This window comes from Chryseobacterium sp. RR2-3-20, assembly GCF_017808115.1.
Taxonomy (GTDB): domain Bacteria; phylum Bacteroidota; class Bacteroidia; order Flavobacteriales; family Weeksellaceae; genus Chryseobacterium; species Chryseobacterium oryzae.
Map to the genome: position 1 here is coordinate 24,081 of NZ_JADQBD010000010.1, position 21,659 is coordinate 45,739.

Sequence of the window (21,659 nt, forward strand, 5' to 3'; positions counted from 1 at the left end):
TTACCATATCCTCAAAAAACTTCATTACTTAGCTCCATATTCACCATTGCTCCTGTAAAATTTCCTGTATGTACAGCATTGGCAACCGACCGCAGAATACTGGAGTTGTCTCCACATGCATAAATTCCGGCTTCTGTCGTCATTTGTTTATGATCTACGACCAAATGACCATGCTCTGTAAACTTGCAACCTAAAGATCCGGGAATATCCGAATGCTGTTTGAAATGAAATGCTCCGTAAACGGCATCAAAATTCAATTTTTTGCTGTTATTCAAGCTCAAATAATCAACACTTCCCTTATGATGAACCATTTCTTCAATCTCTGTTTCGATGATGGAGATTTTATTTTCAGAAAGTTTCTGAAGTTGCTCGTCAGTAAAACAAGCTTCTCCTCTCGTAAAAATGGTAATGTCATCCGTAAGGTTTTTTAGGATTGAAGAAAGATGAAAACCTCTGTCGCCATTGGCAATAATTGCAGTTTTTCTGTTTCGGAATTCGTAACCGTGGCAATATGGACAATGAATAAGGGAAATTCCCCAACATTCTTTAAATCCTTTAATATTCGGAATATCATCTGTAATTCCTGTAGCAAAAATCAGCTTTTTGGCTTTGAACGATTCGCCGTTTTCCGTAATAACTTCAAAACCATTTTCTGTTTTTTTCCCTTCTATAGCTAATCCTTCAAAAAATGTTATTGTATCATAATTTTCAACCTGTTTTTTTGCAGTTTTCAAAATTTCTAAAGGTTTTTCGCCATCATGAGTAATAAAATTATGAGAATAGGGTGTTTGGCGGCTGCATGGCTTTCCGTTATCCAGAACTAAAACTTTCCTCAAAGATCTTCCTAAAGACATTGCTGCAGAAAGCCCGGCGTAACTTCCGCCAACGATAATAACATCCAATAAATCTGAATTTTTCATATCTAATTTTTGGTTTAATTGGTACACAAAGATATATAAAAAGTGAACCAAGATTTTATAAAATTCCTATGGTAAAATCATAAAAAAAGTGACTCCGAAGAATCACTTTTAATTTGAATAATATTGATGAATTACCAATCTCTTTTCTTTAGTATTAAATAAGAGCCTAAAATAAACAAACCGCACCAAACGACACAGGCAATAAGACTGTCTATAGGGTAAGTAAATTCGTATTTTAAACCTAATGCTTTTGCCATATTAAGCCTGAACATAGGATTAGGAATTAGACTAGACATACTTTCTAACGGAAGTAACTTACTGAAGAAAAAATCATGCTGAAGAATTTCATTTCTTTCTGCCATCTGTGTGCCTTGAACTTTTGCAAAAGTTTCTATTCCGCCAATAATAGATTCGCCAACCCATAATGCGAAAAATGCCAAAAACACAAACATAGATTTTCTTAACAATATAGATAAAAACATCAGAAAACAGAAGAATGTAAACAACTTAAGAAAATAACTTCCTATGAAGTACATTTCCTGATACACCAATGCAGAATCGGTAGTTTTAGAATAATTCAGCCCTAAAAACAAAGTAATTCCGAAAACAAGTATTGTAGAAATAATAGTAAAAATACTTATCGTAAGAAGCTTTGAACCGATAAACTCTTCTCTGCTCAGTCCGTCTATTGTATTTTGTTTAAACATCCTGTTGCTGAATTCTTGGCAAATGGAGAAAACAATGATTAGTCCTAAAAATATCTTCAGCAATGCCACAATATAGGTGGTAAAATTCCAAATTTCAGGGAAATTATACATTCCCTGTTCTTTTAAATTAATTGTACTGCCAAAAATTTCCAGATCTGCCAAACCCATAAAAAGAAAGATAACAAGAATGGCAAAATACATAATTGTAAAAACCTTAAATGGAGTGTAATTCAGGTTTTTATAATATTCTAATTTTAATAGCTTCATCATGATTATTGTTTGTTTTTTACAAGTTCTAGGAATTGATTTTCTAAAGATTTCTTTTTCTTTGCCAAGTGAGAAAGATAAATACCTTTCTCTGCTAATTTCTGATTGAGTGCTGAAGCAGAAATAGAAGCATCATCGCGAATTTGTGCTTTAACCATATCACCTTCAGTAGAAACAGAACTGAACCACTGCAATTCTTCCAAAGCACTCAATAATGCGGTATTTTGATCTGCTTTCAGTTCAAAAAAGCCCTGATTGCTGGTCATTTCATCTACTCTTCCCGAATAAATCGCCGTTCCTTCTTTCAGAACAATTACATGGCTGCAAATTTTTTCAATTTCATCCAAAAGATGACTCGCAATGATAATAGTAATACCCTGTTGTGCAATAGAACCAATAATTTCTCTAATTTGAATAATTCCTTCCGGATCCAGTCCGTTGGTTGGTTCATCCAGAATAAGGACTTCAGGATTATTCAGCAAAGCAGAAGCAATGGCTAAACGCTGTTTCATCCCTAACGAAAAAGTTTTGAATTTATCTTTTTTCCTTTCCAGAAGCTTAACCATGTTCAAAACTTCATCAATTCTTGCAGACGGAGTTCCCTTTATTTCTGCAACAATTTTAAGATTAGTTTCTGCACTTAGGTAAGGATAAAAATTGGGCTGCTCTATAATCGCTCCAATTCTTTTTAAAGTTTCGGGATCGGTTCCTTTTTTACCAAACCAAAACCAGTCGCCACTTGTAGGATTAATGGTGGAAAGCAACATTCCGAAAGTAGTAGATTTCCCACTTCCGTTGGGACCGAGAAGTCCGTAAACATTTCCTCTTTCTACATCGAAAGAAATATTGTTCACCACCACTCTTTTGAATTTTTTCGTCAGATTCTTTACTGATAAAACTTTTTCCATGTAATTTGAGTTAAGTTATATGTAAAAAGTCTAAAATTTAGACCAATTGTTACAGAAAAGAAAAATAAGTTTGCTGTTTCCTTAATCTGAATAAAAATATTAAAGAAAATTCTTGTTTCTCGGAAATAAATACTCTTATTCTATTATTAGACTGCGATTGAAAAGGAACATCATTTTTTAATCAAAAAAACGTAACTTTGCATCCTACGAAAAATTTTATGGAAAGTATACAAGTACACGACAAAACTTTTGTACCCTATCTAAAGGACGCCGAAATTCAGGAAATTGTAAAAGCAACCGCTTTAAAAATATACGAAGATTACAAAGACGAAACACCAATTTTTGTGGGTGTACTGAATGGAGTAATCATGTTTTTCTCCGATCTTCTGAAACATTATCCCGGTCCCTGCGAAATAGCATTCATCCAAATGAGTTCTTATGTAGGAACAGAATCTACGGGAATTGTTTATCAGAAAATGGAATTAACCAAAGATATTAAAGACCGCCACATCATTTTGGTAGAAGATATTGTAGATACGGGAAATACTGTAGAAAGTCTTTTTAAATATTTCACCGAAACACAGCGTCCTAAATCTGTAAAACTGGCTTCTTTTCTATTAAAACCTGAAGTTTATAAAAAAGATTTCAAGCTGGATTATATTGGAAAAGAAATTCCTAACAAATTTGTTCTCGGCTACGGTTTAGATTATGATGAATTAGGAAGAAACCTACCAAATCTTTACCAGTTAGAAGACGGACAGATTAACCATTAAGCGCTGTTGGCTGAAAGCTGATAGCTTTTAGCCCCAACTTAAATTAGAAATAAATTTAATAATAACTTAAAAAAGCTAAAAGCAAAAGCACCCTGCAAAAGCCAGACGCCTATTGCAAAAAGCACTTAACATTATGATAAACATTGTTCTGTTTGGTCCTCCGGGAAGCGGAAAAGGTACACAAGCTCAAAACCTTATCGACAAATTTAATCTGAAACAAATTTCTACAGGTGATCTTTTCAGATTCAACATGAAAAACGATACCGAACTGGGTAAATTGGCAAAATCCTACATCGACAAAGGAGAATTGGTTCCCGATCAGGTAACCACAGATATGTTGGTTGATGAAATAAGAAAACCTACCGATGCCGCAGGATTTATTTTTGATGGGTATCCTAGAACAGCAGTTCAGACAGAAGCTTTGGAAAAAATAGTAAAAGAAGAACTGAATGATGAGATTGATGTTTGTCTTTCTTTGGTTGTAGAAGATTCAATTTTAGTAGAAAGATTACTGAAAAGAGGTGAAGTGAGTGGAAGATCTGATGACAGTAATGTAGAAATCATAGAAAACAGAATTAAAGAATACTACGCAAAAACTGCCGAAGTAGCCGAATTATACAAGCAGCAAGGTAAATATGTAGAAATTAACGGTGTTGGAGACATCAATGAAATTTCAGAAAAACTTTTCGCTGAAGTAGAAAAAGTAAAATAAGGAATTAGGGTTTAGAAATTAGGTAACAGGTATTAACCTAAATTCTAAGCTCTAAGCCCTAAATCCTAAGTAAAAAAATATGTCAAATTTTGTAGATTACGTAAAAATCCATTGTAAAAGCGGTCATGGCGGTGCAGGTTCTGCCCATCTACGTCGCGAAAAATATATTCCTAAAGGAGGACCTGATGGTGGCGACGGAGGTCGTGGCGGACACGTCATCATGAAAGGAAATGCTAATGAATGGACTTTACTTCCACTACGTTACACCCGTCACATAAAAGCAGAACGAGGTGAAAACGGAGGAAAAAACCAACTTACTGGAGCTTACGGAGCAGATGTTTACATAGAAGTTCCTATCGGAACTATTGCAAAAAATGAAGAAGGCGAAATCATTGGTGAAATTCTGGAGGACGGACAGGAAATTATCCTCATGGAAGGCGGAATGGGCGGAAAAGGAAATGAGCACTTCAAATCTTCTACCAACCAAACTCCACGTTTTGCACAACCTGGAATGGAAGGACAGGAAGGCTTCGTCGTTTTCGAGCTTAAAATTCTTGCAGATGTAGGATTAGTAGGCTTTCCAAATGCGGGAAAATCTACTCTTTTATCTTCTGTTTCTGCTGCAAAACCGAAAATTGCCAATTATGCATTTACTACTTTAACCCCCAATTTAGGAATTGTAGATTACAGAAATTACAGATCTTTTGTAATGGCAGATATCCCGGGAATTATTGAAGGAGCTGCCGAAGGTAAAGGTTTGGGACATCGTTTTTTAAGACATATTGAAAGAAATTCTATCCTTTTATTTCTCATTCCTGCGGATTCTGAAGATCATTTTCAGGAATTTAAAATTCTTGAGAACGAGTTGAAAGAGTACAATCCTGAACTTTTAGATAAAGATTTTATTATTTCGGTTTCTAAATCTGATCTTTTAGATGATGAACTGAAAAAAGAAATCTCAGCAGAGTTTCCGGAAAACAGAAAGCCTTTATTTTTTTCAGGTGTAACAGGAGAAGGATTAATGGAACTTAAAGATGCAATTTGGAAAAGACTTCACGGATAAAAAATATTGATTTTATTCGCTAAAATAAAAACAAACCTCGAAATGCATTTCGAGGTTTGTTCATTTTGATTTTCAGAAAATAAGAAGAAAAAGTTTACAATTATTTTTCGCAAACAATTACCGTTTCATTTTTTGAAAAACCTAAATATTCATTTTCATCAAAGACTTTTACTTCAGTTTTAAATCCGGCATTTTTCAGCCTGTTTTCCAAACCTGAAACCGAATAAATTCTTACATGATCTTCCTGTCCGAAATACTTCAAACGTCCTTCAGGAGAATTAATACTGTAATCTTCATAAATTTCTCCGTCTTTAAAAGGCGTTTGAATTAAAACAGTTCCGTTAGTTTTCAAAACCCTGTACAATTCCGACATTGCTTTTTGATCGTCAACAATATGCTCTAAAATATGGTAACAAACCACAAGATCAAACTTTTCGTTCTCGGTATTAATATTGGTAATATCAAAATGATAATCCGAAAGAAATTCGTTTTCAAAATCGTTTGGAAAATAAGAAATATCATTTCTTTTTTTCCATTTTTTATACAACATTCTGGAAGGTGAAAAATCAAGAAAAAGCATATTGGGCTTTAGATATTTCTGTTCTAAAAGCTGGTTGAGTCTCCGTGTTCTCGGTAAACTTCCGCAGACTGGGCAAATTAACTGTCCGTTTTCCAACTCAGCAAATTTTTTCAGTTGAGTTGTGCAAATATTACATTCATAATTTTTTCCTTTATAGAAAGGCTTTAGCAACTTTCTGAAATTATCCTCATTTTCAATAAGCAATTTCTGAGGAATAATATTCTTTACAATCGATTTTAAAAAATTATACATGTAAACGTTTTTCTGACTTCAAAATAACAAAAATTTATACGAACTCAATCGGTTTTTGAAGAATTAAAGTATCCTGACAACCCGAAAAAAGCTGAAATAGAGCTTTATGAAATTTTTACACTATCTTTGCATTATATTTCGCGGCATTCTCAGCCATAAAGCTCATTGATATGGCTTTAAAATTCTGTTAATAATTTTAGCAGATCTGCTAAAAATGATGAAGTAAACTACTTCACCCGCATTATTTAATACACATTAAGAATTTGTTATTTACCGACTTAAAATTGATTAAGCCCATCTTAGATGCGCTTCAAACTGAAGGATACGAAAAGCCAACTCCCATTCAGGAACAGGCAATACCTTCCATATTAGAACACAGAGATGTCTTGGGAACCGCCCAGACCGGGACAGGAAAAACAGCGGCTTTCGCCATTCCTATTCTTCAAAATCTTACAGAAAGAAAAGCTCCGAAAAATAATTTCATCAAAGCTTTAATTCTTACGCCAACCAGAGAACTTGCCATTCAGATTGAAGAAAGTTTCAATGCATACGGCAGAAATTTACCATTAAGAAAACTGGTAATATTTGGTGGAGTAAAACAAGGAAACCAAGAAGCTGCCCTTAAAAAAGGAGTAGATATTTTGGTTGCCACACCCGGAAGATTATTAGATTTTGTTGCACAGGGAATCATCAGCTTAAAAAATCTGGAAATATTTGTTTTGGATGAGGCAGACAGAATGCTGGATATGGGTTTTGTGCATGATGTAAAAAGAATTATTAAGCTTTTGCCTCAGAAAAGGCAAACACTTTTCTTTTCGGCTACTATGCCTACGGAAATTCAAAAACTTGCAGATTCTATCCTGAATACTCCTATAAAAGTTTCTGTAACACCCATTTCTTCTACTGCAGAAACCATAAAACAGGCGGTTTATTTTGTTGAAAAAGAAAACAAACTAGACCTCCTCACTCATATATTAAAAAATAATATTTCAGATTCTGTACTTGTTTTTGCCCGAACAAAACATGGTTCGGATAAAATTGCGAGAAAGCTTCAGCAAAGCCAGATTACGGCAGAGGCAATTCATGGTAATAAATCGCAGAATGCAAGGCAGAATGCTTTAAACAACTTCAAATCAGGCAAAACAAGAATATTGGTTGCTACAGATATTGCTGCAAGAGGTATTGATATTGATGAGCTGAAATATGTAATTAATTTTGAATTGTCTGATGTTGCCGAAACGTATGTGCACCGAATTGGACGAACCGGTAGAGCTGGTGCAAAAGGAAGTTCAATATCTTTTGTAGACGGTTTAGATTTGCTTAATCTAAAAGATACCGAAAAACTAATCGGAATGAAAATTCCTGTAGTAAAAGACCATCCATACCATACAGATGATTTGGTTGTACAAAAAAGAGATTCTAATAATAAACCTTTTGTACCGAAACCGAAATCATCCCATCCAACTCAACAGAGAAAAGATATTGGATTTAAAAAACCGAAAAACAAAAGCAATTTTTCTCGCAAAAAGTAAAATAAAAGGCTGTCTAAATTTCTAAGACAGCCTTTTTTATTTATAAATACAGTAATCTATTCAGATTTGTTAAATTTCAAAAGCAAGAGATTATCCTGATACAATTCTAAAGTATCTCCAGAAACAACATATTTGTTAACTTTCTGAAGCATATCCAGAAAATTCTTTTCTACCGACATATTGTTGCAAGCCATTCTGGTAGAACCCACCCCAGAAGTTTCAAATTTTCCAGATGTAGTATCCATCACTACTCCACCAAAAAATCTGTTGCAGCCAGAATTTCCGTTAATTTTTGAACCTTCAATCTGTAACGTAGGAATCTGTCCTTTTACGTTATCTGCTAAAGCCCATTTCGTATTGACAATAGATGGTTGCTCCTTTCCTACTTTTGCAGCAGAAGCATTTTTGGTCGTTCCGCAAGATGCCAAAAGAGCAAATGTGCATATACTTAAAAAAATATTTTTCATTTTAAAATTTTACTTTTAGGATTAATTTGAAATTCAAAAAGATTTGAAAAAGCTTATTATAAGCTAGAATAAGCCAAATTTACGCAAATATGTTTGAAATATTCTTAGTCTTCATTGATATTTTCTTGGAATTGAAGAAAAATATGGTTGAGTAATTTATTTTTATTGAATTTTCATTCTTTCAGCAAACTGAGGATTAAGTGTACCTTTCAATTCCTGCCAAGAAACGGGGATTACAATATCACCTGCCGCAAATGCGGCTATTTCGTAAGGGCTGTAATGAAAATAAAGATTTTTATCATCAAAATAGAAATTATTATTTGCAGGAATAACGTCTACCAGAAGCATATCAGAATTTTTAACATTTCCTTTATCATCAGTTGTTCCACTAGGAATTTTATTGATATTTTTCTTCAATAATTCCTGAAGCTTCAAAGTTTTTATGGATGTAATATCTGTAAGCTGAACTTTTTTATTGTTTTTTAAATCGAATACTCTGTTTGCAAAACCATAATTGCCGTGAGCTCCGCCTTCATAAGAACTGAACATATATTCAATCTGAAGAAAATCGTCGGAAAGAGATTTCAGCTTCATTAAAGAACTTGAATCCCAAGTTTGAGGGTTGGGTAAATCTTTCATCCAATCCTCATCTCTACCTTTTAAAGATGAAAAATAATTATTTTTTTCTTTTTCTATAAAAGAAGTTAAACCTTGTTTTGAAAAATCTGAAATTCCTTTTTTGTCGTAATAAATACTATCCAATAGCGATTTATCTGTTATGGAAGGAAATAAAAGCACTTTCGATTCGTATTTCAAAGATAACTTTTCGTTTACTTTTACAGAATCATTTACTTTAAGAGAATCTTTGGCAAATTTTTCTGCACTTTTATTTTCTGTTTTTAAATCAGTCTTTTGGCAAGCAGTAAAAAGAAAAGAAACAGAAAACAAAATGGGAAGAACATTACTTTTCATAAGAATTAATTTTCCTATCAAAATGCAAAAACCATTCACAAAATGAATGGTTTTTAAAATTTGTTTAAAAATAATAATCTATTATTTCTTAATTAAGCTCATGACTTGGCTTTCACAATCCGAAATTACCTTCCAAATTTGTTTGAATGCCGGGTAATATTCTTTAGGATAATTTCCACTTGCAATATTATATTCTGAAACTGTTAGAATTTTATTATCTTTTTTCTCAATAGTATAAGAATAGCTAATTTCTTTATCTTCAGTAACGATTTTTTTATTTTTTGGCAATTCAGCAACATCGTATCCCTCAGGAATTTCTATTTCTACAATCTTTGTTTTACTCATTGGTGAAATAAAATCTATCCTATATTTTCTTTCATCCTGCTGATCGAAATCATTTTTAGTTTGTTGTAAAAATAAAAGAGGATTCAGAATCATTTTTTTTCCTATAACATCAATCATATTATTTGAAGTAAAGGCCATAGTAGATCGAAACTCTTCTTCATTTATAACTCTAGAGTTGACACTCCCGAAATCCACTGAAAAGTTTTCCTTATATTGTTTTTTATACTTATCCGGATTTTCATCAAAATTTTCTTTTGCATTCATAGCAAACATACCTTCATCTTGATCCTGATATGCACCTGACACAGTTCCATCGGGATTTATTTTTGCTTTAACAGTATGACTATTATGTCCTATATAAATATTTGTAAGCGAAATAATTTCTGCTTTGTCGTCTTTCATTAAAAGCCCATTATCATTCCATACTCGTGATGGTAAAAGATTAGCCTGTGATTGTTTCGAGGTTGCATCAAAAAGATAAAATACTTTGTTTATTTCTGCTCCTACAATTACATAATTAAAATTGCCTAAATTAGGGAATGTTAAATTAACGCTTCCATTCCTCACAGTAGAAATAAGAATAGGATAAGCAGTGATATTCGCACTCCTGAACATTGCTGTCAACATTAAATTAAGATCAGAATCATTCCCTGTCTTATTTTTGATAAGATCTCTTACTCCATTTTCTGCATAAATACCATTATTTTGATTCCATGTAAAGTTAGTCTTTACAAATTCTAAAATTTTATTGGCTCTAGTAAGATTATTTTTTTCATCCAGAATTGCTGCAGGTAGCAAGTCTTTTACCAATCTATCTTTTTTGTACTGAGATCCAAAGTCTTCATGATCCCATAATTTCTTTCTAATATCCTCCCAAGTAGAAGTATACACTTTAAGATTATTGCCAATGTAGGTTGAATGAAGTTCAGCTCTGATTTTTGTTCTGTAGTTATCATTATTTTTCACAAATTTCTCAGTCTTAAAACTTTTAAGATTATTATAAGCAAATCTATAAGTCTTATACTGCGATCCATACATTATTTCTTCTTTAACGGTTTGGTATTTCGGAACTAGACTTCCTGTAAAATCTACATTATAAGAAACTTGTATTGGTGAGTCTAGAACATATTCTGTATACACCGAAGGAATATCCAATTCAATATAAATCAACGGAATTTCATATCCAAAAGGTGAAGAAACTTCGTAATGATACTCTAAAATTGACCCATTTTTTATAGCGGGAAATGCATATTTATTAACGGTTCTATATTTATTTTCTTTCGATCTGAATTTTGAACTTTTATCCACTTTAGATTCTACTACATTATCTCCTTCAAGATTGTAAACTAATGCATTCATATTCAACAAAACTTCACGGTCTCCGGAATTGTTATCATAAAGAGAAACCTCCAGATTATGCCAATCTTCAGATTTGTCTTTGTCATAGATTTTCACACGATAAGTATACTCTTTAATAAGGTTTCCGGTGTTATTATCTATGCGGAAGTGTATGGAGCGATACAATATTTCTGCTGGAGCTTTCGGTTCGATTTCAGATTTTTCTTTTTTAAGATCATCTTTATTAAACTTAGGCATCTTCAAGAATTTTTGTTCTTGTGCAAAAAGAGCTGTACTCATACAAAATACAGCAAATAGGATGATTATATTTCTCATTTAAGATTTTTTTGAAATTAAAATTTTTGAGTTGTCGGAATTCATAATTTTTTTTCTGAAACTTACATAGTCATTATACTTTTCTTTAGGAAAAAGCCCTTTGTTTACCTGAAAAAACCTTTTTACAATAAGCTTATCTTCTTTCTTTTCGAAAGATATTTTATAACTGCCAAATTCTGAATTAATGCTTCCATTTTCCGGCATTTCTTCAATAGTATATCCTAGCGGAAGCTTATAAATAATTTCATATTCATCTTCATAAGAAAAACGAATTTCAAAAGGAAGGTTTCGTTTTTCATTTTGATGATATATAGAATTCGTATAAATAGGAACAGCTCTGAAAATATAACTAGAACCCACGTTTTTAGAATAATTAACAGCCTTGAAATTCAAATCAAAATCGATTGTTCCTAAATCTCTGTTATTTTTGAAATCAGACATCTCAATCTTTTCAAAATCTAAAGTACTGAGCCTATTTTTTATGGTATTATTTTTTTCGCTTTGCCCTAATCCGGCAAATACTAAATTAAAATCATACTGATTTCCTGTATAAGTAAATTTCCCATTTCCTGTGATTGTTTTATCCGGATTTAGCTGAACATTTAATACCTGTTTTTCTTTATTCTGCTGAGAAGAATAACCTGGAGTTTCCATGATGTCGATTCCATTTGGTTTTACAGCTAAAACATTTCTATCCGTCGTATTGAAACTTAAATGATTGTAAGCCATTTCCTGAGATGTATTTTCCAGCCAAATATTTCCTTTTTCTGTGGGAACTACCAAAATCGCATGGTTTCCTGCCATTTTTGGGAAATTAACATCAAAACTTATAGGTGAAGAATTAGAATTAATAATTACATAATAAGAATTTATTCCTGCTTCATCCAAAAGTGTTTTCATATAATTGGTAAGACCTTTACAATCACCATATCCTTTTTTTTGAACTTCATCCGGCATCATTGGCTGCCAACCTCCAATTCCCAACGCTACGAATACATATCTTGTTTTACTCTGCATATACTGATAGATTTTCTTCACTTTTTCCTCCGTAGATCCAGAAAGATTAAGTGCAGCAATTTCAGATTTTATTTGCGGAGTAGACACAGAAACTGGTTTCAGAAGATTGTTATAATACCATAAACCAAAATCTTTCCAAGTAGTGATATTCCCTTTTTTTCCGACTAAACTAAACTGATCTAAGGAAAAGCTTACTTTTGGAAGTATTTTTTGTGGATTAGGAACCATATCTTCATGATCCATCGCCGGAATATTCTGATAGGTATACAATTTACCACCATCCTCATCTGATACATTTACCGAAGCAAAGCCAAAAGGAGAATCATAAGTTTTTGAACGTAAATTAATTCCTGATTTATTAATAATTTTAAAACTGCTTTTCTGTAAAGAAATATTAAAACCATAATAGGGAATGAAATCTGGAATAAAGACTGTATTCTGATCTTTTTGATCGTAACTAAACTCAATGGTATAAGGATAACTTGTTGGCGTGTAAGACAGATACATCATCCTGTTATCTGAATAAAATGAGCCTTGGGAATTTGCTGCAACATCGGAGAAATCACTTCTAGAGTAGCTTTTTACTTTAGCTCCTTTCTCATCATATATTGTTACTTTTATATTCGAAACTGTATTTCCTTTTTCATAATATATTTTAGGAACAGAAAAACCAACTGCATCTTTGTTGATTACAGTAATAGCTGAAGAATTTCGGTAGAATATTTCATCTATTTTATTAATTTCCAAAACTGTACTTTCATTCCTGATAACAGCACTTGCATTCTTTTTAAGTACATCACTAATTTCGGATACTGGATAATTTTGAGCATAGTAAAAAGAAGCTAAAGAAAATGCTCCTATACACCATAATTTCATCATTAGTTATTATTTTCTCAAAAATATAAAAAATCTTAATAAAATGTTAAAAAAATTATCCTTCAGATGAGAATTATTGTGTTTCTAAACAAAAAAAAGACTCCATAAAAAATGGAGCCTTTAAAATATTATTAATGAAATGATTATGCATCAATCTTAGCATATTTTGCATTTTTCTCAATAAATTCTCTTCTTGGCGGAACTTCATCCCCCATCAACATAGAAAATACATTGTCTGCTTCAACTGCATTATCGATGGTTACCTGTTTTAGAATTCTGTTTTCCGGATTAAGAGTTGTTTCCCAAAGCTGTTCAGGATTCATTTCCCCAAGACCTTTGTAACGCTGTACTTCTACACCTTTTCCATCTGGAGACATTTCTAAAGTAAAATCTTCACGCTCTTTTTCGTTATAAGCATACACTTTTTTGTTTCCTTTCTTCAAAAGATATAAAGGCGGCTGAGCAATGTAAACATATCCGTTTTCTATAAGTTCTTTCATAAAACGGAAGAAAAACGTAAGAATTAATGTCGAAATGTGAGAACCATCTATATCGGCATCGGTCATGATAACGATTTTATGATATCTCAGTTTTGCCATATTCAGTGCTTTGCTGTCTTCTTCAGTTCCTACAGAAACACCAAGAGCAGTATAAATATTTTTTATCTCTTCATTATCATAAACTTTGTGGAGCATAGATTTTTCAACATTCAATATTTTACCTCTTAGAGGCAAAATTGCCTGAAAATGTCTGTCACGCCCCTGTTTAGCCGTTCCACCCGCAGAATCCCCCTCTACTAAGAATAATTCAGATTCCTGAGGATCTTTAGAAGAACAGTCTGAAAGTTTTCCCGGAAGCCCAGAACCTCCCATTGGAGATTTTCTCTGAACCATTTCTCTAGCTTTTTTCGCTGCCTGTCTTGCCTTTGCTGCTAAAACTACTTTCTGAACAATCTGCTTAGCTTCGTTAGGATTTTCTTCTAAAAAGTTAGTAAGCATTTCTCCCACGATTTTATCAACCGCACCAGAAACTTCAGAGTTTCCTAGTTTTGTTTTTGTTTGCCCCTCGAACTGAGGTTCCATAACTTTTACTGAAACCACAGCTGTTAATCCTTCACGGAAGTCGTCTCCTGTAATTTCTACTTTTTCTTTCTGAGGAATACCTAAATCATCTGCATATTTTTTCAAAGTTCTTGTTAAAGCCCTTCTGAAACCCGCCAAGTGAGTTCCTCCTTCGTGAGTATTGATATTATTAACGTAAGAATGAAGATTTTCGCTGAAAGATGTATTATATCTCATCGCAACCTCCACCGGAATATCATCACGATCACCTTCCATGAAAATTACACTTTCCATGATAGATTCTCGGTTTCCGTCTATAAATTCAACAAATTCTTTTAAACCGCCTTCAGAGTGAAAAACTTCAGATTTGAAAGAACCGTCTTCAAGAACACTTCTCTCATCTGTTAGCGTAATGGTTATACCTTTATTAAGGTAAGAAAGTTCTCTTAAACGAGTAGCAAGAGTATCGTAATTGTAAACTAATTCTGTGAAAATAGTATCATCCGGCTGAAAAAACTGTTTTGTACCTCTGTAATCACTTTTTCCTATTTCTTCTACATTTGTCTGAGCTTTTCCTTTAGAATAAATCTGCTGATAAACATTTCCGTCACGATAAACAGTCGTTATCATTTCATTAGAAAGTGCATTCACACAAGAAACCCCAACTCCGTGTAATCCTCCGGATACTTTATAAGAATCTTTATCGAACTTACCTCCGGCTCCAATTTTGGTCATTACTACTTCAAGAGCAGACTTTTGTTCTTTTTCGTGAAAATCTACAGGGATACCACGCCCATTATCCATCACCTCAATAGCATTTCCTTCTTTAATGTTTACCGAGATGGTATCACAGTACCCTGCCAAAGCCTCATCAATAGAATTATCTACTACTTCATAAACCAAGTGGTGAAGACCTCTGAATCCTACATCACCAATGTACATTGAAGGACGCATACGTACGTGCTCCATTCCTTCTAATGCCTGAATACTACTTGCTGTATATTGTTTCTGACTCATATTTTTGTAACAGCTACCCGATTTTATCTGTAGCTTAATAAGATTATTTTTTCAATAAAAATGCTTACAAATATCGTGATTTTTTTCGAGTTATGAAAGACAAAAGAACACCAATATTATCATCATATCATGAACATTTCACGAAAAATAATTTAAAGTTAATTTTAAATTATTTCGCTTCATTGCTGTTATAAATCATATTTAAAAAAGAATATTTATCCCTAACTTTCATGGGAAAATTTGGTTTTATGGATGATTTTATTGCAGCCCGCTCGCAGATGGCTCTTTCTTTAGGTTTTCATATTATTTTTTCCTGCGTCGGGATGGTGATGCCTTTCTTAATGGCATTTGCCCATTGGAAATACTTAAAAACCGGCAACGAAGTTTACAAAGGCCTTACCAAAGCATGGAGCAAAGGTGTAGCAATTCTTTTTGCGACGGGAGCTGTTTCGGGAACGATGCTTTCTTTTGAACTTGGCTTATTGTGGCCAGGATTTATGAAGCACTCCGGACCTATTTTCGGAATGCCGTTTTCTTTAGAAGGTACCGCTTTTTTTATTGAAGCTATTGCCATAGGCTTTTTTCTGTATGGATGGGACAAATTCAATAAGTGGTTCCATTGGTTTTGCGGATTTTTGGTAGGGATAAGCGGTTTAGCTTCGGGAATTTTAGTGGTTGCCGCCAATGCTTGGATGAATTCGCCATCCGGTTTTGATTATATTAATGGAAATTACGTGAATATAGATCCTGTAAAAGCAATGTTCAATGATGCTTGGTTTCCTCAGGCTCTTCACATGACTGTTGCTGCTTTTTGTGCTACAGGATTTGCCGTTGCAGGGGTTCATGCATATTTAATTTTAAAAAAGAAAAATGTAGAATTTCATACAAAAGCTTTTCGTATTGCAGCTTCTTTTGCACTTATCGGAGCTTTCGGTGCACCTTTAAGCGGTGATATTGCTGCAAAATCTGTTGCCGAAAGACAACCTATAAAACTTGCCGCCATGGAAGCTCATTTTGAAACTGAGAAAGGAGCATCTTTTGTAATTGGTGGAATTCCTGATGAGGATAAAGAAGAAATTAAATATGCAATAAAAATCCCAAAAGTTTTAAGTTTTTTGGTGAGCAGCGATTTCAATTCTGAAGTAAAGGGATTAAAAGATTTCCCAAGAGATGAATGGCCACCGGTTTCAGTGGTTCATTATGCGTTTCAAATCATGATTTTTTTTGGTGTCATCATGATTATTATTGGCAGTATTTATGTGTATTCAACATTCTTCAAAAAAGAGTGGCTGGATAAAAATTGGCTTCTGAAAACTTTTGTATGGGCAACTCCATTCGGATATATCGCTTTGGAAGCGGGCTGGACGGTGACTGAAGTAGGCAGACAACCCTGGATAATATATGGAATTATGAGAACCATAGACGCGGTGACTCCGATGCCCGGAATACAATATTCTTTTTACTTTTTTACGGCAATTTTCGTTTCATTATCGTTAATCCTAATTTTTCTTCTAAAAAGACAGATTAAAATGGTGCCGAAACTGTATGATCCTACAGATGTTGAATATCAATCTAAAAGCAAAAAATCATGAATTATATTGTTATAGGATTTCTCTGGCTTGCAATATGTCTTTATATTATTTTAGGAGGTGCAGACTTCGGAGCTGGGATTGTAGAACTTTTCAGCAGAAAAAAAGAGAGAAAATACACTCAGAAAATAATGTATGAATCTATTGCTCCTATTTGGGAAGCAAATCACATGTGGCTTGTTATTGCTATCGTAATTTTATTTGTTGGATTTCCTGATATTTACAGCTTTGCTTCCACCTATCTTCATATTCCGTTGGTTTTAATGCTTGTGGGAATTATTGCGAGAGGAACGGCATTCACATTCAGACATTATGATGCGGTTGAAGACCAATGGCAGAACGTTTATACTCATATTTTTTATTATTCTAGTTTACTGACGCCTTTTTTTCTGGGAATGATTGGTGCGTCTTCTATTTCCGGAACCTTAAATCCTGATGCAAAAAATTTCTTGGATCTTTATGTATTCAGTTGGTTTAATTTTTTCGGAGTTTGTGTGGGATTATTTACGGTGGCAATATGCTTTTATCTTGCATCAATATTCAGTTTGAGAGAAACAAAAGCAGGATACAACCTCAATCTCATGATAAAAAAAGCCAAGCAGTCTATGATCTTTGTAGTAGCGACAGGAATTTTAGTATTCATATCCGCTTACACTTCCGGAATTCCTTTATTGGAAAGAGTTTTTGGACATTGGATTGGTATTGCAGCAGTTGTTACCGCTAGTCTATTTTTAGGAATGCTCTTTATTTTCATTAAAACAAAAAAACTTTTGCTGGTAAGAGTTTTGGCAGGAGCACAGATTCTCATGATTCTTGTTGCAGCAACTTATCAGCTTTATCCCGATATTATTCTGCTTCACAACGGAAATCACTTATCATTAACGGAAAATATAGCTCCGGAAAAAACCATCATTTTTTTAGGATGGGCACTTATGATTGGATGTATTTTTATTTTGCCTTTCCTTTTTTATCTGATGTATTCATTCAGCAGACGGAATGCTAAAGAGTAGTTTTTTGCACAACAAAAAATGATTTAAAAAGAAAACTCCCTACAAAAAATGTAAGGAGTTTTTAAGCTTATAATTTTCCAACAGCTTTCTTCATTAAATCGGGGCGTAAAATCCTGTATCTAACTTCCATATCTTTAGGGACATAAAGCACTAAAGGCAATTTACTGTTATAATTAGCAATTTCTGGCTGCAAAGAAACGAACTTAAGAGTGAGTTTTTGATCCGGACATGCCATTAAGGTGCTTCCAGTTTCTCCTTTAGAATCTATTTCATAATAATTGTATCCCCAACCCTGAACTTCTTTCAGTTTTTTATCGCCAATTAAGAAATGTCTGTTACAATCTACTTTTTTTTCAATTCCTGCAAAAAATTCTACTTTTAAATCGTTCTCATTTTTCTCAACAGGAAGCTGAATATATACCATTTTATATCCATCCTTTGCTTTAGGGAACATTTCAATTTGGAGTTTTTCAAACTTTTTAGTTTTCTTTTGTGCCCATACATTTCCTCCCATTAAAAGAATTGCAGAAAGACAAATTATTTTTGAAAATTTTATATTATTTTAAATTTTGAAAAAGTAAAATTCAAAAATTATTCCACAAATGTGGTATCAAATTAACTTGTTAATTTTCAACATTATTCAAACCTGCAAAAAAATAACTCTCGGAAAAACTTTCTTTAGCTGCTTTGTACCCAATATTAAAAATCTGTTCCAACCTTTCTTTTTTTCGCTCAAATGTACCAAAACCAGAAAGTTCCTGAGAGGAAATAAGCCAATCGCAATGGTCGAACTTAATTTTTTCTATCCTGTAAGAAAGTAAATCGTATGAACGGGAAACAATTGCTTTTATGGATTTTAAATCATTTATCTTAATATCGTTTGGCGGAGAAACAAATACACCAATCATTTTATCGCAATCGTTCCGAATAATATCTGCTGGGAAATTATTAAGCACACCGCCATCGCAAAACATCTCTTCTCCCAAAATATAAGGTGTTGTAATCCCCGGAATTGAGCAGGAAGCAATAATGGCATCTGTAACCAAAAAATCTTTATCGAAGATTTTTTCTGTTCCTCCCACAAGTTCGGTAGCAACAATTCTCACGTCTTTATCCAAATCACCTATTTTAATTCCCTGAAAAATAGGTTTTAGATAATTTTTAAAAATAATAGACGAAACAAGCCCGGGTTGATTAAAAGCAAAATGCTTCCAGTTAAAAAAATATACCGATTGAAAAAAATCTAAAATTTCTTCAGGTTTTTTACCAATAGCATAAAGGCACCCAACAATAGAACCGGCACTGCAACACGATAAGACATCTATGTTGATGTTTTGTTCATTCAGAAATTTTAAAACTCCGGCATGAGCAATACCTTTTGTTCCGCCGCCGGATAAAACCAATCCTATTTTTTCAGAATTCATTGAATAAATTTAAGAAAACATCTTTAAAAGTAATCTTTAAGATTTCTAAATTTTATGTTAATTATTAAGAAAACAAAAAACCACAGGCGCAAATCTGTGGTTTAGTTTATATTAAGTTGAAGATATCAAATTAAATATGAATTACCTCTCCATAAGCAGCTGCAGCTGCTTCCATAATCGCTTCAGAAACTGTTGGGTGCGGGTGTATAGCTTTGATGATTTCGTGACCTGTAGTTTCTAATTTTCTTGCAACAACAGCTTCAGCAACCATATCCGTAACACCATCACCAATCATGTGGCAACCTAACCATTCACCATATTTTGCATCAAAGATTACTTTGATAAAACCGTCTGTATTTCCGTTGGCAGTTGCTTTTCCGCTTGCTGAAAGAGGGAATTTACCCACTTTAATTTCGTATCCTTTTTCTTTAGCCTGCTTTTCTGTAAGACCAACAGAAGCCACTTCTGGGTGACAGTATGTACATCCCGGAATATTGCCATAATCTATTTTCTCAACGTGCATTCCCTTGATTTTTTCTACGCACGTAATTCCTTCAGCAGAAGCAACGTGTGCCAAAGCCTGCGTAGGAATAATATCTCCGATGGCATAGTAACCAGGAACAGAAGTTTCATACCACTCGTTTACCAAAACTCTGCCTTTATCTGTCTGAATTCCCACTTCTTCAAGACCAATCCCTTCAATATTTGCAGCAATTCCGACAGCGGACAATAAAATATCAGCTTCAAGAGTGATGTTTCCGTTTGCCGTTTTTACCGTTGCTTTTACGCCTTCACCGCTTGTATCAACACTTTCTACAGAAGCATTGGTCATAATATCAATACCAGATTTTTTCAGAGATTTCTCGAGGTGTTTAGAAATTTCTTCATCTTCTACAGGAACAATGTTTGGCAAGAATTCAACAATGGTAACTTTGGTCCCCATCGTGTTATAGAAATCTGCAAATTCTACTCCGATAGCTCCGGAACCTACAACAATCATAGATTTAGGTTGTTCAGGAAGAGAGAGCGCCTGTCTGTAGCCAATTACTTTTTTGCCATCCTGAGGAAGATTCGGCAATTCTCTGGAGCGGGCTCCGGTTGCAATAATGATATGAGTTCCTGTATATTCGGTTGTTTTACCTTCTTTATCTGTAACAGAAACTTTTTTACCTTTCTGTACTTTGGCAGTCCCAAGAATTACGTCGATTTTGTTTTTTTTCATCAAAAACTCAATCCCTTTGCTCATTTTAGAGGCTACACCACGGCTTCTCTGAATAACATTCGGAAACTCAAAACTTGCTTCCACTTTATTCAAGCCATAATCTTCAGCGTGATTAATATAATGAAAAACCTGAGCAGATTTCAGTAAAGCTTTAGTGGGAATACACCCCCAGTTAAGGCAAATTCCTCCTAAATTTTCTTTTTCGATAATTGCAGTTTTAAAACCCAACTGTGCCGCTCTGATTGCGGTAACATATCCACCAGGACCACTTCCGATGACAATAATATCGTAATTCATTAGTTTAAAATTTTTATGCGAATTTAAGGAAAAATATTGGATCTTGAACGTTATCAAACAGCAGACTTCCCCTACTGATTAACAAAAAAGAGCATGCTTTGTGCACACTCTTTATTATGTTCTTCTATACAATGATTTTTTAAGAAAAATTATCTTACAGATTTTAATAGTTTTTTTTCGTTTCTGTACCTTTCATTTAAAGCTTTCAGCTGCTGGCTTTTCATTTTTTTTGTGGCAAGCGGATGTTTCAGAATTAATTTTTTCTCAAAATTATATTTTTTATCCAGCTCTTTTGCCTTAGCGTTGTACAATTCAGTTTTTGAAGGATGTGGCGGAACAGGCGGGCGTTTCTGTGCAAAAGCAGTTGTGGTGAAACCAAGCAATAATACTGTTGATATAAATAAGTTTTTCATAACATTTTATTTTTTGATATTTAAAGGAAAACCATTCATTGGATTTTGAAATGAATATTACACATACTATACCAAATTATTCATTGCTATTTTTAAACTATTTCTTTATTTTTATATCTTGAAAATTCATTTACATTTATGAAAAAAAGTACTTTAACCCAAGATAATATTTGGATGAAAGAGCCCGAAGAACACGACTTCCCCGCTGCTCAGGATTACCTGGAACTGCTTTTGGTTCCCGATGCTGCAAAAAAAATTGTTGAAGATCTCAAAAAAGCTCCCACGATTATAAAAAAATCTAAAGATATTCTGAGAGCAAGCAGACTTCCATTATTGCCGGAAACCAATATTCAAGTTAAAGAAAATCTGAAAAAAGTACAGAAAAATAAAAAATTGTCGCCCATATTGCTGATGAGAGGGCAAAATGATCTCATTATTGCAGATGGTTACCATCGCTTATGTTGCAGTTATTATCTTACGGAAGATATGGATGTTCCGTGCAGATTAGTATAACCCCAAATCAGAAATTGGTTTGAGTTTTTACTTTAAAATACATTTCAA

At 33.5% G+C, this 21,659-nt stretch carries 20 protein-coding genes; 7 read left to right on the forward strand and 13 right to left on the reverse strand.

What is annotated here, in order from left to right:
* Positions 1-11: 11 nt before the first annotated feature.
* From IV513_RS04235 to IV513_RS04245, 3 genes are all read right to left on the reverse strand, one after another.
* Positions 12-920, reverse strand: coding sequence for an NAD(P)/FAD-dependent oxidoreductase (locus tag IV513_RS04235; RefSeq protein ID WP_209389268.1), 909 nt, complete (start codon positions 918-920; stop codon positions 12-14).
* A 131-nt stretch (positions 921-1,051) separates the two neighbouring features.
* Complete coding sequence (locus IV513_RS04240) at positions 1,052-1,897, reverse strand: ABC transporter permease (RefSeq protein ID WP_209389269.1); 846 nt, start codon at positions 1,895-1,897, stop codon at positions 1,052-1,054.
* 2 nt (positions 1,898-1,899) lie between these two features.
* Positions 1,900-2,802, reverse strand: coding sequence for an ABC transporter ATP-binding protein (locus IV513_RS04245; protein WP_209389270.1), 903 nt, complete (start codon positions 2,800-2,802; stop codon positions 1,900-1,902).
* A gap of 218 nt (positions 2,803-3,020) precedes the next feature.
* Here IV513_RS04245 and hpt point away from each other — a divergent pair, with 218 nt between their 5' ends.
* The 3 genes from hpt to obgE all read left to right on the forward strand — a co-directional run bounded on the left by hpt (position 3,021) and on the right by obgE (position 5,350).
* Positions 3,021-3,575: a hypoxanthine phosphoribosyltransferase gene (hpt, locus tag IV513_RS04250; RefSeq protein WP_209389271.1), complete on the forward strand. Its 555-nt coding sequence runs from the start codon at positions 3,021-3,023 to the stop codon at positions 3,573-3,575.
* A gap of 133 nt (positions 3,576-3,708) precedes the next feature.
* A complete protein-coding gene (locus IV513_RS04255) occupies positions 3,709-4,287 on the forward strand; it encodes an adenylate kinase (RefSeq protein ID WP_209389272.1) in 579 nt (192 codons plus the stop codon).
* 79 nt (positions 4,288-4,366) lie between these two features.
* Entirely contained in the window at positions 4,367-5,350 is a 984-nt protein-coding gene (gene obgE / locus IV513_RS04260; RefSeq protein WP_209389273.1) for a GTPase ObgE, read from the forward strand.
* Positions 5,351-5,450: 100 nt separating this feature from the next.
* Here obgE and IV513_RS04265 read toward each other — a convergent pair whose 3' ends face one another.
* On the reverse strand, positions 5,451-6,182 hold the full coding sequence (locus IV513_RS04265) for a methyltransferase domain-containing protein (protein ID WP_209389274.1): 732 nt from the start codon (positions 6,180-6,182) through the stop codon (positions 5,451-5,453).
* Between the two features lie 263 nt (positions 6,183-6,445).
* On the opposite strand from IV513_RS04265, the gene IV513_RS04270 reads away from it, so the two are divergent.
* Entirely contained in the window at positions 6,446-7,714 is a 1,269-nt protein-coding gene (locus tag IV513_RS04270) for a DEAD/DEAH box helicase (protein WP_209389275.1), read from the forward strand.
* Between the two features lie 56 nt (positions 7,715-7,770).
* On the opposite strand, the gene IV513_RS04275 is transcribed toward IV513_RS04270, so the two are convergent.
* From IV513_RS04275 to gyrB, 5 genes are all read right to left on the reverse strand, one after another.
* Positions 7,771-8,181, reverse strand: a complete 411-nt coding sequence (locus IV513_RS04275; protein ID WP_209389276.1) for an META domain-containing protein — start codon at positions 8,179-8,181, stop codon at positions 7,771-7,773.
* A 162-nt stretch (positions 8,182-8,343) separates the two neighbouring features.
* Positions 8,344-9,153: an RsiV family protein gene (locus IV513_RS04280; RefSeq protein ID WP_209389277.1), complete on the reverse strand. Its 810-nt coding sequence runs from the start codon at positions 9,151-9,153 to the stop codon at positions 8,344-8,346.
* Between the two features lie 81 nt (positions 9,154-9,234).
* Entirely contained in the window at positions 9,235-11,172 is a 1,938-nt protein-coding gene (locus IV513_RS04285; RefSeq protein WP_209389278.1) for a transglutaminase domain-containing protein, read from the reverse strand.
* Entirely contained in the window at positions 11,173-13,068 is a 1,896-nt protein-coding gene (locus tag IV513_RS04290) for a DUF3857 domain-containing protein (RefSeq protein ID WP_209389279.1), read from the reverse strand.
* A gap of 140 nt (positions 13,069-13,208) precedes the next feature.
* Complete coding sequence (gene gyrB / locus IV513_RS04295; protein WP_209389280.1) at positions 13,209-15,143, reverse strand: DNA topoisomerase (ATP-hydrolyzing) subunit B; 1,935 nt, start codon at positions 15,141-15,143, stop codon at positions 13,209-13,211.
* A 248-nt stretch (positions 15,144-15,391) separates the two neighbouring features.
* On the opposite strand from gyrB, the gene IV513_RS04300 reads away from it, so the two are divergent.
* Positions 15,392-16,735, forward strand: coding sequence for a cytochrome ubiquinol oxidase subunit I (locus IV513_RS04300; RefSeq protein WP_209389281.1), 1,344 nt, complete (start codon positions 15,392-15,394; stop codon positions 16,733-16,735).
* Positions 16,732-17,742: a cytochrome d ubiquinol oxidase subunit II gene (locus IV513_RS04305; protein ID WP_209389282.1), complete on the forward strand. Its 1,011-nt coding sequence runs from the start codon at positions 16,732-16,734 to the stop codon at positions 17,740-17,742. The genes IV513_RS04300 and IV513_RS04305 overlap by 4 nt, the downstream gene beginning before the upstream one ends.
* 67 nt (positions 17,743-17,809) lie before the next feature.
* On the opposite strand, the gene IV513_RS04310 is transcribed toward IV513_RS04305, so the two are convergent.
* The 4 genes from IV513_RS04310 to IV513_RS04325 all read right to left on the reverse strand — a co-directional run bounded on the left by IV513_RS04310 (position 17,810) and on the right by IV513_RS04325 (position 21,098).
* Positions 17,810-18,256, reverse strand: coding sequence for an ecotin family protein (locus IV513_RS04310; protein ID WP_245168852.1), 447 nt, complete (start codon positions 18,254-18,256; stop codon positions 17,810-17,812).
* A gap of 109 nt (positions 18,257-18,365) precedes the next feature.
* Positions 18,366-19,166 (reverse strand): patatin-like phospholipase family protein, encoded by an 801-nt coding sequence (locus IV513_RS04315; RefSeq protein ID WP_209389283.1) that lies wholly within the window; start codon positions 19,164-19,166, stop codon positions 18,366-18,368.
* Positions 19,167-19,296: 130 nt separating this feature from the next.
* On the reverse strand, positions 19,297-20,685 hold the full coding sequence (gene lpdA / locus IV513_RS04320) for a dihydrolipoyl dehydrogenase (RefSeq protein ID WP_209389284.1): 1,389 nt from the start codon (positions 20,683-20,685) through the stop codon (positions 19,297-19,299).
* Between the two features lie 149 nt (positions 20,686-20,834).
* A complete protein-coding gene (locus IV513_RS04325; protein WP_209389285.1) occupies positions 20,835-21,098 on the reverse strand; it encodes a hypothetical protein in 264 nt (87 codons plus the stop codon).
* A 138-nt stretch (positions 21,099-21,236) separates the two neighbouring features.
* On the opposite strand from IV513_RS04325, the gene IV513_RS04330 reads away from it, so the two are divergent.
* A complete protein-coding gene (locus IV513_RS04330; RefSeq protein WP_209389286.1) occupies positions 21,237-21,611 on the forward strand; it encodes a hypothetical protein in 375 nt (124 codons plus the stop codon).
* The last annotated feature ends 48 nt before the right edge of the window (positions 21,612-21,659 follow it).

Excerpts from the sequence above, each read along its gene's own strand:
- IV513_RS04290 (WP_209389279.1), bottom strand. The coding sequence starts at position 13,068 with ATGATGAAATTATGGTGTATAGGAGCATTTTCTTTAGCTTCTTTTTAC.
- IV513_RS04275 (WP_209389276.1), bottom strand. The coding sequence starts at position 8,181 with ATGAAAAATATTTTTTTAAGTATATGCACATTTGCTCTTTTGGCATCT.
- IV513_RS04305 (WP_209389282.1), top strand. The coding sequence starts at position 16,732 with ATGAATTATATTGTTATAGGATTTCTCTGGCTTGCAATATGTCTTTAT.
- gyrB (WP_209389280.1), bottom strand. The coding sequence starts at position 15,143 with ATGAGTCAGAAACAATATACAGCAAGTAGTATTCAGGCATTAGAAGGA.
- IV513_RS04280 (WP_209389277.1), bottom strand. The coding sequence starts at position 9,153 with ATGAAAAGTAATGTTCTTCCCATTTTGTTTTCTGTTTCTTTTCTTTTT.
- IV513_RS04265 (WP_209389274.1), bottom strand. The coding sequence starts at position 6,182 with ATGTATAATTTTTTAAAATCGATTGTAAAGAATATTATTCCTCAGAAA.
- IV513_RS04235 (WP_209389268.1), bottom strand. The coding sequence starts at position 920 with ATGAAAAATTCAGATTTATTGGATGTTATTATCGTTGGCGGAAGTTAC.
- IV513_RS04285 (WP_209389278.1), bottom strand. The coding sequence starts at position 11,172 with ATGAGAAATATAATCATCCTATTTGCTGTATTTTGTATGAGTACAGCT.
- IV513_RS04330 (WP_209389286.1), top strand. The coding sequence starts at position 21,237 with ATGAAAAAAAGTACTTTAACCCAAGATAATATTTGGATGAAAGAGCCC.
- IV513_RS04315 (WP_209389283.1), bottom strand. The coding sequence starts at position 19,166 with ATGAATTCTGAAAAAATAGGATTGGTTTTATCCGGCGGCGGAACAAAA.
- IV513_RS04240 (WP_209389269.1), bottom strand. The coding sequence starts at position 1,897 with ATGATGAAGCTATTAAAATTAGAATATTATAAAAACCTGAATTACACT.
- IV513_RS04300 (WP_209389281.1), top strand. The coding sequence starts at position 15,392 with ATGGATGATTTTATTGCAGCCCGCTCGCAGATGGCTCTTTCTTTAGGT.
- IV513_RS04245 (WP_209389270.1), bottom strand. The coding sequence starts at position 2,802 with ATGGAAAAAGTTTTATCAGTAAAGAATCTGACGAAAAAATTCAAAAGA.
- IV513_RS04325 (WP_209389285.1), bottom strand. The coding sequence starts at position 21,098 with ATGAAAAACTTATTTATATCAACAGTATTATTGCTTGGTTTCACCACA.
- IV513_RS04310 (WP_245168852.1), bottom strand. The coding sequence starts at position 18,256 with ATGGGAGGAAATGTATGGGCACAAAAGAAAACTAAAAAGTTTGAAAAA.
- hpt (WP_209389271.1), top strand. The coding sequence starts at position 3,021 with ATGGAAAGTATACAAGTACACGACAAAACTTTTGTACCCTATCTAAAG.
- IV513_RS04255 (WP_209389272.1), top strand. The coding sequence starts at position 3,709 with ATGATAAACATTGTTCTGTTTGGTCCTCCGGGAAGCGGAAAAGGTACA.
- obgE (WP_209389273.1), top strand. The coding sequence starts at position 4,367 with ATGTCAAATTTTGTAGATTACGTAAAAATCCATTGTAAAAGCGGTCAT.
- lpdA (WP_209389284.1), bottom strand. The coding sequence starts at position 20,685 with ATGAATTACGATATTATTGTCATCGGAAGTGGTCCTGGTGGATATGTT.